This is a genomic window from Gilliamella sp. Choc4-2 (genome assembly GCF_001690355.1).
Lineage (GTDB): Bacteria > Pseudomonadota > Gammaproteobacteria > Enterobacterales > Orbaceae > Gilliamella > Gilliamella apicola_A.
Genome location: NZ_LZHG01000012.1, coordinates 30,318 through 42,955 on the forward strand (window position 1 = coordinate 30,318; position 12,638 = coordinate 42,955).

Here is a 12,638-nt window from a genome sequence, read left to right on the forward strand (position 1 = left end):
TATCAAATTAATAATCATCAAGAGTCGGTAAAAACTCTAAGGCTAAATAAATTTTCCCATTAGACAATTAACAAAATACGGCTAAAGTTTATTGGGTATTAAGATTTTTTGCAATATCTTTGCCATTTACTTAGCCAACCATCCTTTTTTTTATCCTGCATTAGCATAGATTGCATACGAGCATGAATAAGTTTATACAGATTAATATTATTATCATCTTTATAAGCAATACCTGTAATTAATTGGAGAGTTTCGGCGACATGATCAACGGTATGAATTGAAAATTTATTTTGCTCAATAGCCTCAACTATTTCATCACTTAAGCATAAGTGACGTTGATTATTTGCAGGTATAATGACTCCTTGCTGCCCGTTTAAACCTTGATGTTTACAAACTGTAAAAAAACCTTCTATTTTTTCATTAACGCCACCAACCGATTGTACATTACCGAATTGATCAACTGAACCTGTAACGGCTAATTGTTGATCGATAGGCATACCAGATAATGCGCTCATAATTGCACAGAGTGCTGCAAGTGATGCGCTATCTCCATCAACCTCACCATAAGACTGCTCAAACACTAACGATATTGAAAAAGGTAATTGATGATTAATTGCAAATTCAGACATAATAAATGCTTGTATAATCATCATGCCTTTTGTATGAATATTCCCAGCAAGATCAGTTTTACGCTCAATATCAATTAATTCACCATCTCCATAATGAATCAAACAACTTAATCGATTTGGTTCACCAATTGCTATTGGATATCCAGGATATTCAATAACCGATAAGCCATTTGTTTGCCCTACTACATACCCTTTAGTTTTAATCATTATTTGATTGCTAAAGATTTCTTCATAGATTCGCTCCTTTAAATAATCCTCACGCCAAGATTTTTCTTTAACTGATTGATTAATAGAATATTCATTAATCATGTTATCTTGACCAAAATACGAGGCATTAACTAGCATTGAATGAATCCAATCGACAGAAAATGGTAAATAATATTGATCTCCCGTATGTCGTATAGCCTCTCGATAAATTTTACTAAAAGCAGATGAATCAATTATTGGTAAATTTTGTTTATTGGCGATGAATTTTACATAATCCAACCACGATTCAACTTGTGTTGATGATTTTATATGTAGTTCATTTTCAAATTCAGTATAAATTACAGAAGTATAAAACTCAGGTTCAAACTCCTGCAATTCAGCCATACTTAACCTATCGCCAACTAAAATAATACGTAAATCAAGTGGCATTGGCGGAATAGATAATGGTAACGGATGAGCTTCATCTGTTGAAACCCATTCAAACTTTTGTTTTATAACCATTTGCTTTAATTGTGACCATAGATTGGGTTGGCTAAGTAGGGAACGCATACCTAAAATTAAAACCCCGCCATTGGCTTGATGAACAAGTCCTGATTGTAATCTCATTGTGCTATTTTCAGGTTGTCTAACACAGCCAAACAGCTTTTCTACATCAGCATAAATTGCTGATAAACAGCTATCTTGGGAGGCAAAATTATCTTGCTTATTTTTAGCTTTTGACAATGTAATTTTATTGTCACCAAAAAAATAACTATAACCAAGAGTAGTAGGTGATAAATTTAGCTTAACTGCTTGCTTGAGCAAGTCAAAAAACAGCTCGCTTTCAGGAGCTTTAAGCAGCATAAATCTTGGAGTATAATTGGTTTTCTTATTTGGACATAACATTGATAATGCAGATGCAACACGTGGTTGCCAAGCCAGCAAATTATTTAATTCAACTATTGCTGATTCTTCTGTTACATTGTTTTTATTAGTAAGCTCAATAACATGAGCTAAATCAGGTTGGGTCTGATGCGCTTTAAGTTGTGTAATGGCCAAAATTATAGCCTTATTAGTTAGCTAAATTAATCGGCAAATTATAGCAAGTATCACTATTAACGCCAACAAATTACCCCAACATTTATGCTAACAAATAAAAAAATTACAGAAAGATTTTCCAAAATCAGGTAAACTATAGAACAAAATATAGTATTTATTTCTTTATTATCAACGATTAAATATGCTTAAACTCAAAAATAATCATCTTAAAGATGACCATTCCTCACAAATTGTTAGTTGGGGGCACTGGTTCACATTGTTTAATGTTTTTGTTGCTATTGCTCTGGGAAGTCAATATTTAATCATCGCAGATTGGCCACGAACTTTTATGGGGAGGCTATATGCCATTATTAGCGCAATTGGGCATTTTAGTTTTTTAACATTTATTACTTATTTAATTGTGCTTTTCCCATTAAGTTTTTTTATACATTCTTCTCGCTGGCAACGAATAATAGCAACTACCATAGCGACATTAGGCATCTCATTATTATTAATTGATATTGAGATCTTTTCACACTTTAGAATGCATCTTAATTTATCAATTTGGCAATTATTTACCTCACAAAAAGCGACCTTTTTAAGTTCTGCTTTTATCATTATTCCATTTATTTTATTGGTTGAAATATTATTTGCGTTATGGAGTTGGAAAAAACTAAGAAGCCTAAGTAAACGCAAACGTTATGCCAAACCAGTGGTAATTATATTTATTCTCTGTTTTGTTTCCTCACATTTTATTCACATTTGGGCAGATGCAAATTTTTATCGACCAATAACCATGCAACGATCAAGTTTACCATTATCATATCCATTGACGGCTCGCCATTTTCTTGAACGCTATGGTTTTATGGAAGAAAATGACTACCGTACGCGTGTTAGTCAAGTTGGCAATCCTTTCGCCATCGCAATAGAATATCCACTTGAACGTATAACGTATGATGACAAACAAAACAAAAAAAATATATTGATGATTATTATTGATGGTTGGAATAATTACTTACTTACTCATAATATGCCATGGTTAAAACAATTTGCTAGTGAGAATATCGAGTTTGTAAATCATTATGATGCAAGTAACCAATCTAATATTAATAAGTTCTCGCTTTTTTATGGCTTAGATCCAAACTATTATAATAGTATTTTAGCAAGCCATAGAACTTCAATTTTATTTGATACAGTAATCAATCAACATTATAGTTTAGGATTATTTTCGTATGATGGGTTTGCTGAACCTTTATATCGTTCGGCTTTACTATCTAATTTTTCGATACCTGAACCGAAAAAACAATCCAATAAACAAATCACCGATCATTGGCTGGTATGGTATGATGAGCAAAACAGAATTCATAATCATGCACCATTATTTTCGGTTATACAGTACTCTCTTGGTGTAAAAAACAAAAATTTATCTGTTAGTATGCTAGAATCAGAAGCGAAAAAATTGGATCAATATCTAGAATCACTCATTGTTTACCTAAAATCGACTAATACCTTTGACAATACGGTGATTATTATTACTGGTACAAACGATATTAAAATAGATACCGCTCAGAAATTAGTATTGCGTAATGACGATAAAGACTACAGCCGAGCATCTTTAAAAGTGCCATTAATCATGTCATGGCCAAATAAAAACAGTACAAACATAAGCAATATTACATCACAAACAGATATAATGCGTACATTAATGCAAGATGCTCTTCATGTTACCACATCACCACCACAATATAGCCAAGGTAACAATTTATTTAATAACAAGAAACGAGAATGGATTATTGCCGGTAATGATAATGAAATTGCTGCACTTTATAGTGATAAAACCATTATTCTTGATGCATTTGGTCGCTCTAAAATTTATAACCTTAATGGAAAAGTACAAAAAGGCGAAAAAATTAGCTTACCTATATTTTTACAAATTGTGACTGAAAATCGTCGATTCATGGTGGTTGATAACTAAATAATTAATTGAAAAAATAAATGATGATTTTTTCATAGTTTTTAATTTTCATCAGTGCTATTAGTGACATTAGGCTGTATTTAGTTATATAAGGAAAAATAATTAAAAGTTACCTAAAATAATGCATAAAAAATTTATTATATTTAGTGCACTGTTTTAATTATATACTATTTTAAAAAGATAAAGCATAGATAACATTAAAAGCTAATATTATCTATGCCAATGGTTTAAAGCTATTATTATGGTAAATGATAATAGCTAATGTTTGTTGTAAATAAATGCTACTTTACCTCTTTACCCATTGCTTGTAAGTCCGCATGATAAGAGGAGCGAACAAAAGGTCCACAAGCAGCATGTGTAAATCCCATCTCTAATGCTATCTGTTTTAATTCATCAAATTCTTGCGGTGAAACATAACGTTCAACAGGTAAATGATATTTACTTGGTTGTAGATACTGCCCAAGGGTAAGCATAGTAACACCATGGCTACGTAAATCTTTTAAAACCTGAATTAATTCTTCATTGGTTTCGCCAAGTCCAACCATTAATCCTGATTTTGTAGGAATTTCAGGATGTCGTTCTTTAAATGCTGCCAGTAATTTAAGTGATCCTTCATAGTTAGCGCCAGGGCGGATTCTCTTATATAATCGAGGTATATTTTCTAAATTATGATTAAATACATCAGGTGGATTATCACTTAAGACATCAATTGCTTCATCAATACAACCACGGAAATCAGGTGTTAACGTTTCGACTTTGATACTAGGGTTTAAAGCACGGATTTTTTGTGTACAAGAAGAAAAATGACTAGCGCCACCATCTTTTAAATCATCCCTATCTACAGAAGTAATAACAACATAGCGCAACTTCATTTCTTGGATAGTTTTAGCTAGTTTTATTGGCTCATCTTGATCTGGTGGTAATGGACGACCATGTGCAACATCACAAAATGGACAACGGCGAGTACAGATATCTCCCAAAATCATAAAAGTGGCTGTACCATGGTTAAAGCATTCTGCTAAATTAGGGCAAGAGGCTTCTTCGCAAACTGAATGCAACCCATGTTTACGCATGGTATTTTTGATATGTGCAATATTATCAGAGTGAGCAGATAATTTAATTCGCATCCATTCAGGTTTTTTTAGAGGTGCAGAATCTTCTAATGTTATTGTTGGAATTAAGCGTGTTTTATCAGCATCGCGATATTTCGAGCTTCTGATTATTGTTTCATTATTTTGCATAATTGGTATCTTAATACTTAGGTAGATAATTAATAAAATTATCGGTTAATAGTTGTTTTATTTCATTATAATCAATGTTTGAAACATAGTCTTTTAATTGTGTCATTTGCAACCCAGCATAACCACAAGGATTAATGTTATTAAAGGGAGCAAGATCCATATCAATATTTAATGCCAGCCCGTGTAGAGTACAACCCCGGTTTATATGCAAACCAAGGGAACAAATTTTTTTATGATTAATGTACACACCAGGGGCATCTGTTTTGGTGTAAGCTATAATACCATAATGCGCTAAAGTTTGAATGACACTATTTTCTAAAAAGCTTACCATATTGCGAATGCCAATCTTACGCCTTTTTAAATCAATTAGAGTATACATGATCTGTTGACCGGGTGCATGATAAGTAATTTGACCACCGCGATCAGTTTGAATAACTGGAATATTTGTATGATTTAGTAAATGTTCAGCTTTACCCACTTTACCTTGGGTAAATACAGGCTTATGTTCTACTAACCAAATTTCATCAAGTGTTTTTTCATTACGATTTTGTGTAAATTCATGCATAGCTTGATAAGTTTGCATATAAGGAACAATATGTAAATCTTTAATGATAACATTATTAATGCTCATGGTATTGCTTATTGATATTAACAAAAAATTTATAAATATATATCAGATTTTACTACAATTTGACAACTTGTAGATGATTTCGATATAGACATTGTATCTTTTTTTTTGTATTTATTCATTAGTAAAATTTGGTTATTTATCAAATAACTAACACTGTATTAAATATTATCATTGAAATGGTTGATTAATTTGATAGGAATTAACATTCTTTTCTAAACCTTGGTTTGCTTTACTTTTTTCTTGAAAATGGCAGACTGATATTAATAAAGTTCCGTAATGCAGGCTTCTAGCTTATAAAGTTTCATAGCTTTAGTCATAGCTAAGGATAGCAAATACTGCATTTTTATAAACAAAAAAGAGGTTTTTATATGTCGGACATGCAAATGAATGATATCGATCCCGTCGAAACACGAGATTGGCTACAAAGTGTTGAGTCAATTATCCGTGAAGAAGGAATCGAACGTGCGCAGTATATTATTGAACAAATAGTCAATAAGGCGAGAGATGGAGGTGTACCGTTACTTTTTGGTTCTTCAACAAGTAATTATATAAATACTATTCCAGTAGAAGAACAACCTGCTTATCCTGGCGATTGGGAAATAGAAAGACGCATTCGTTCAATTGTTCGTTGGAATGCCATTATGATGGTACTAAGGGCATCAAAGAAAGATCTGGAACTTGGTGGTCATATGGCATCATTCCAATCAGCGGCTACATTTTATGAAGTTTGTTTTAATCATTTTTTCCGAGCACGCAATGAAAAAGATGGCGGCGATTTAATTTATTTCCAAGGGCATATTTCACCTGGGGTTTATTCGAGAGCATTTATTGAAGGTCGTTTAACTGAAGAACAATTAGATAATTTCCGCCAAGAAGTACATGGTAAAGGGTTACCTTCTTACCCACATCCTAAACTACTCCCAGAATTCTGGCAATTCCCAACAGTATCAATGGGGCTTGGTCCTATTAGTGCAATTTACCAAGCACGTTTTTTAAAATATTTAGAAAATCGTGGACTAAAAGATACTTCTGAACAAACTGTTTATGCTTTCTTAGGTGATGGTGAAATGGATGAACCAGAATCAAAAGGGGCAATCACCGTTGCAACGCGTGAAAAACTCGATAATTTAGTGTTTGTTATCAACTGTAATTTACAACGTTTAGATGGTCCAGTAACGGGTAATGGTAAAATCATCAATGAATTAGAAGGTGTTTTTGGTGGTGCCGGTTGGAATGTTATTAAAGTTCTTTGGGGTGATCGTTGGGATAAATTATTACAAAAGGATAAATCAGGTAAATTAATTCGCTTAATGAATGAAACGCTAGATGGTGATTATCAAACATTAAAATCTAAAGATGGCGCTTATGTTCGTGAGCATTTCTTCGGCAAATATCCTGAAACTGCAGAATTAGTTAAAGATATGTCTGATGAAGAAATCTTTAGATTAAACCGTGGTGGTCAAGATCCAGCTAAAATGTTCGCTGCATTCCAACGAGCAAAAGAAACGAAAGATCGCCCAACAGTTATTCTTGCTCACACCATTAAAGGTTATGGAATGGGAGCTGCAGCTGAAGCAAAAAATATTGCACACCAAGTGAAAAAAATGAATATGGATGGCGTGCGTCATGTTCGTGATTTCTTCAATATTCCAGTAACAGATGAAGCACTTGAAAAATTACCATACATCAAATTTGAAGAACATACTCCAGAATACAAGTATATCCATGAGCGTCGTAATGCATTACATGGTTACGTTCCATCGCGATTAACTAAGTTCTCTGGTACTGTTTCTATTCCACCACTAAGTGAATTCTCTTCATTACTTGAAGCACAATCAAAAGAAATATCAACCACAATTGCGTTTGTCCGAGCACTTAACATTATGCTGAAGGATAAAGAATTAGCACCACGATTAGTACCAATTCTAGCTGACGAAGCTCGTACTTTTGGTATGGAAGGCTTATTCCGTCAAATTGGTATTTATAATCCACATGGTCAAAAATACACGCCACAAGATAGAGAGCAAGTAGCTTATTATCGTGAAGATGAAAAAGGGCAAATCCTACAGGAAGGAATTAACGAATGTGGTGCAACGGCATCATGGTTAGCTGCTGCAACATCATATAGCACTAATGATTTCCCAATGATTCCTTTCTACATTTACTATTCAATGTTTGGATTCCAACGTATTGGCGATTTAATGTGGGCAGCAGGTGATCAACAAGCACGTGGATTTATGATTGGTGGCACATCAGGTCGTACAACATTAAATGGTGAAGGCTTACAACATCAAGATGGTCATAGCCATATTCAATCATTAACCATCCCTAATTGTATCTCATATGATCCAGCTTATGCTTATGAAGTTGCGGTAATCATGCAAGATGGTTTACGTCGTATGTATGGTGAACAAGAAAATGTTTATTACTACATTACAACACTTAATGAAAATTATGCACAACCTGCAATGCCCGAAGGTGCAGAAGAAGGCATTCGTCGTGGTATTTATAAACTAGATACCGTTGAAGGTCAAAAAGGCAAACCAACAGTACAGTTATTAGGTTCTGGTTCAATTTTACGTCATGTACGTGAAGCAGCTGATATTTTAGCGAAAAACTATGGTATTAGCTCTGAAGTTTATAGTGTAACATCCTTTACAGAGCTTGCTCGTGATGGACAAGATTGTGAACGTTACAATATGTTACACCCAAGCGAAGCACCTAAAGTTCCTTATGTTGCTCAAATTATGAATAATAATCCAGCAGTGGTTTCAACTGATTACATGAAAATCTTTGCTGAGCAAATTCGTGGATTTGTTCCTGCTGAAAGTTACCGAGTACTTGGCACAGATGGTTTTGGTCGAAGTGACAGCCGTGAAAATTTACGTCATCATTTTGAAGTTGATGCATCTTATGTCGTTGTTGCTGCATTGGGTGAACTTGCTAAACGCGGTGATATTGACGCAAGTGTTGTTGAAGACGCGATCAAAAAGTTCGAGATCAATGCTGATAAACTTAACCCACGAATTGCATAAGAGGTTGTCATAATGAGTATTCAAATTAAATTACCTGATATCGGCGGTGATGAAGTCGAAGTAACCGAAATTCTGGTTAACGTTGGTGATAAAGTTGAGGCAGAACAGTCAATTATGACTGTTGAAGGCGACAAAGCCTCAATGGAAATCCCTGCTCCACAAGCGGGTATTGTCAAATCCATTTCAGTAAAAATTGGTGATAAAGTCAAAACTGGCGTGGATATTATGGTTTTTGATGAACAGGGTAGCGCTGCATCGGCAGCGCCTGCTCCAGTACAAGAAGCGCCAAAAGCTGAAGTAGCAGCAGTGACAGCTGCAGCTAGTCAAATTGTTGATGTTAATGTACCTGATATCGGCGGCGACGAGGTTGAAGTGACCGAAATCTTGGTAAAAGTGGGTGACACAATATCTGTTGACGATTCATTAATTACTGTTGAGGGTGATAAAGCGTCAATGGAAGTACCAGCAACCATTGCAGGTACAGTTAAAAGTATCACGATAAAAGTGGGTGATAAAGTAAAAACAGGTTCCAAAATCATGGAATTTGAAACCACATCTAGTGCAGCTCCAGTTACTCAAGCAGCTCCAGCTGCCGCAGCTCCTGTTGCTGAAAAAGCAGCACCTGAGCCAACGCCAGCACCAGTTGCTGCAAAATCAGCGCCTGCTTCATCAAGCAATGAGTTTGTTGAAAACGATGCTTATGCTCATGCAACACCATCTGTACGTCGTTTAGCACGTGAATTTGGGGTAAATCTAGCAAAAGTTACCGCTACAGGTCCTAAAAACCGTATTTTACGTGAAGACATTCAAACTTACGTAAAAAATGCTGTTAAACAAATTGAAAGTGGCGCTACAGGTGGTGCATTACCTGGTCTATTACCATGGCCTAAAGTTGATTTTAGCAAATTTGGTGAAGTTGAAAGTTTACCATTAACTAAAATTCAAAAAGTATCAGGTGCAAATTTACACCGTAACTGGGTAATGATTCCGCATGTGACAGAATTTGATGAAACAGATATTACTGATTTAGAAGCATTTCGTAAGCAACAAAATGCAGAAGCAGATAAGAAAAAACTTGATCTTAAGATCACTCCACTTGTGTTTATCATGAAAGCGGTAGCAAGTGCATTAACAGCGTATCCACGCTTTAATAGCTCATTATCTGAAGATGCCCAAACCTTAATTATCAAAAAATACATTAATATTGGCGTTGCTGTCGATACACCAAATGGTCTTGTAGTACCAGTATTTAAAGATGTTGATAAAAAGGGTATTGTTGAACTTTCTCGTGAGCTTGCAGCAATTTCTAAAAAAGCGCGAGAAGGTAAATTGACAGGTAGCGATATGCAAGGTGGGTGTTTCACTATTTCTAGCCTTGGCGGTATCGGTACGACCTCGTTTACACCAATTGTTAATGCACCAGAAGTGGGTATTTTAGGTGTATCTCGCTCTAGCATGAAACCAGTTTGGAATGGCAAAGAGTTTACACCGCGTCTAATGTTACCTTTATCATTATCATTCGATCACCGAGTGATTGATGGGGCGGATGGTGCCCGTTTCTTAAGTCATATTGTTAACGTCTTATCCGACTTACGTCGTTTAGTGATGTAATTAAGGAGATCAAATTATGAGTCAAGATGTTAAAACACAAGTTGTCGTTTTAGGGGCTGGACCAGCGGGTTATTCCGCTGCGTTCCGTGCAGCCGACCTTGGACTAGAAGTTACCCTTGTTGAACGTTATTCAACACTTGGTGGTGTTTGTTTAAATGTAGGCTGTATTCCATCAAAAGCATTACTTCATGTTGCTAAAGTAATGGATGAAGCAAAATCATTAACCGAACATGGTATCCATTTTGGTACACCTAGACTTGAATTAGACAAAGTGCGCGGTTGGAAAGAAAAAGTCATTAGTCAACTGACTAATGGACTAGCAGGTATGGCCAAAATGCGCAAAGTTAATGTTATTCAAGGTGAAGCACAGTTTACCGGTAGTCATACAATGGAGGTGACTTCATCAAAAGGGATCACTAAGATCACCTTTGATAATGCGATTATTGCAGCGGGCTCTCGTCCAATCAAGTTGCCTTTTATTCCACATGATGATCCGCGTATTTGGGATTCTACAGATGCCTTAGCGCTAACCACCATTCCTAAAAAATTATTATTAATGGGTGGCGGAATTATAGGTCTTGAAATGGGAACTGTATACCATGCACTTGGTTCAGAAGTTGATGTTGTTGAAATGTTTGACCAAGTGATCCCGGCTGCAGATAAAGATGTAATTAAAGTCTTTACTAAACAGATCCAAAAGAAATTCACGTTACGATTGGAAACTAAAGTTACTACCGTTGAAGCAAAACATGATGCAATTTATGTCACCATGGAAAAGAAAGACGGAACTACCGAAACCCATACTTATGATGCGGTATTAGTTGCAATTGGCCGTACACCAAATGGTAAATTAATTAGTGCCGAAAAAGCAGGCGTTAATGTTACTGACCGTGGATTTATCGAAGTGGATAAACAAATGCGCACCAACGTACCACACATTTATGCCATTGGTGATATTGTGGGGCAACCAATGCTTGCGCACAAAGGCGTACATGAAGGGCATGTAGCAGCAGAAGTGATTGCTGGTAAAAAACACTTCTTTGATCCAAAAACCATTCCTTCTATCGCTTACACAGAACCGGAAGTTGCCTGGGTAGGTTTAACTGAAAAAGAAGCGAAAGAAAAAGGTATTGATTATGAAGTATCAATTTTCCCATGGGCAGCCTCAGGACGAGCCATCGCTTCTGATTGTTCTGAAGGAATGACAAAACTGATCTTCAATAAAGCAGATAATCGCTTATTAGGTGGTGCAGTTGTTGGGGTCAATGGTGGTGAATTGCTTGGCGAAATCACTTTAGCCGTTGAAATGGGCTGTGATGCAGAAGATATTGCCTTAACCATTCATGCTCACCCAACTTTGCATGAATCGATCGGCTTAGCTTCTGAAATTTATGAAGGTTCAGTTACCGATTTACCTAATGCTAAAGCGATAAAGAAATAAAAAATTAATATTAGTTATTCTTTTTTTATTCATGTTTAAATACCGTTAGTTATACTAACGGTATTTTTATTTTTAAAATTCTATTTAGTCATTATAGTTTTATTATTAATAATTCTACATACAGAATATATAGTGTTTTTTTAAAATATAATTTATTGCATTAAAAGGCGTTAATAAAAATTAACCGATTAAAAATAGACTTCTTTGTGAATTTCATAATTAATTTTGTAAATTTTGTTAATAAAATTTTGTTTTTTTGACCATTAATCTATATCATTTCAGAGCATAATTATAATGTAATAACAATTAATTGATTTATCTAAGTAATGATAGTTTATGAACAGACTGCCGTTTTAAAAAAATCAGAATGGTAAAATATGGACTTATTTTATGTGTGATGGTAAATCACAATTGAAATAGACATTAAAAGCAGTTCGACTAATGCAATAATTAGATAGAATGGAATAAAAAGGATAAAAAATGGCAAAAGATTTAAATCCAATCATCCATCAAGTGGGTAAAACGTTAATCAGCGGATTATCAAACACCGAAAACCACAACCGTTACACACTAACCATTGATGAACTCAGCACTCCTATATCGGTGTTAAACGTCAAAGGCGAAGAGGCCTTAAACCAGCTGTGGCATTACACCATTACTTTTACCAGCGCCAATAAAACCCTATCTACCGATGCTTTTTTAAACCAACCGGCTACTTTCTCATTTAATTCTGTTGTAAGCGATGCGCTCAGTTCTGCAATCCGTGCCTTGGGTGATTTTACCAATGATAAAAGCACCCGCAAGGTTTATGGCATTATCACCGAGTTTAGCCAATTATCGGTGAATAAAGA

At 35.1% G+C, this 12,638-nt stretch carries 7 protein-coding genes and 1 pseudogene; 5 read left to right on the forward strand and 3 right to left on the reverse strand.

Going from position 1 to position 12,638, the window contains the following annotated elements:
- Positions 1–98: 98 nt before the first annotated feature.
- Positions 99–1,874, reverse strand: a complete 1,776-nt coding sequence (locus A9G34_RS02010) for an AAA family ATPase (protein ID WP_081295238.1) — start codon at positions 1,872–1,874, stop codon at positions 99–101.
- 181 nt (positions 1,875–2,055) lie between these two features.
- Between A9G34_RS02010 and A9G34_RS02015 the strand changes: the two genes are divergently transcribed.
- Complete coding sequence (locus tag A9G34_RS02015; RefSeq protein WP_065568724.1) at positions 2,056–3,828, forward strand: DUF3413 domain-containing protein; 1,773 nt, start codon at positions 2,056–2,058, stop codon at positions 3,826–3,828.
- Positions 3,829–4,109: 281 nt separating this feature from the next.
- On the opposite strand, the gene lipA is transcribed toward A9G34_RS02015, so the two are convergent.
- The gene (gene lipA, locus A9G34_RS02020; protein WP_034943124.1) at positions 4,110–5,069 is read right to left on the reverse strand and encodes a lipoyl synthase; all 960 of its coding nucleotides are present in this window, start codon (positions 5,067–5,069) and stop codon (positions 4,110–4,112) included.
- A gap of 10 nt (positions 5,070–5,079) precedes the next feature.
- Positions 5,080–5,700, reverse strand: a complete 621-nt coding sequence (gene lipB, locus A9G34_RS02025) for a lipoyl(octanoyl) transferase LipB (protein ID WP_034943123.1) — start codon at positions 5,698–5,700, stop codon at positions 5,080–5,082.
- A gap of 368 nt (positions 5,701–6,068) precedes the next feature.
- On the opposite strand from lipB, the gene aceE reads away from it, so the two are divergent.
- The 4 genes and pseudogenes from aceE to A9G34_RS02045 all read left to right on the forward strand — a co-directional run.
- On the forward strand, positions 6,069–8,735 hold the full coding sequence (aceE, locus tag A9G34_RS02030) for a pyruvate dehydrogenase (acetyl-transferring), homodimeric type (protein ID WP_034943122.1): 2,667 nt from the start codon (positions 6,069–6,071) through the stop codon (positions 8,733–8,735).
- A 12-nt stretch (positions 8,736–8,747) separates the two neighbouring features.
- Positions 8,748–10,346, forward strand: coding sequence for a pyruvate dehydrogenase complex dihydrolipoyllysine-residue acetyltransferase (aceF, locus tag A9G34_RS02035; protein ID WP_081295239.1), 1,599 nt, complete (start codon positions 8,748–8,750; stop codon positions 10,344–10,346).
- A 16-nt stretch (positions 10,347–10,362) separates the two neighbouring features.
- Positions 10,363–11,787: a dihydrolipoyl dehydrogenase gene (lpdA, locus tag A9G34_RS02040; protein WP_065568725.1), complete on the forward strand. Its 1,425-nt coding sequence runs from the start codon at positions 10,363–10,365 to the stop codon at positions 11,785–11,787.
- A 480-nt stretch (positions 11,788–12,267) separates the two neighbouring features.
- Positions 12,268–12,638, forward strand: a pseudogene (locus A9G34_RS02045) (hypothetical protein); the annotation flags it as partial.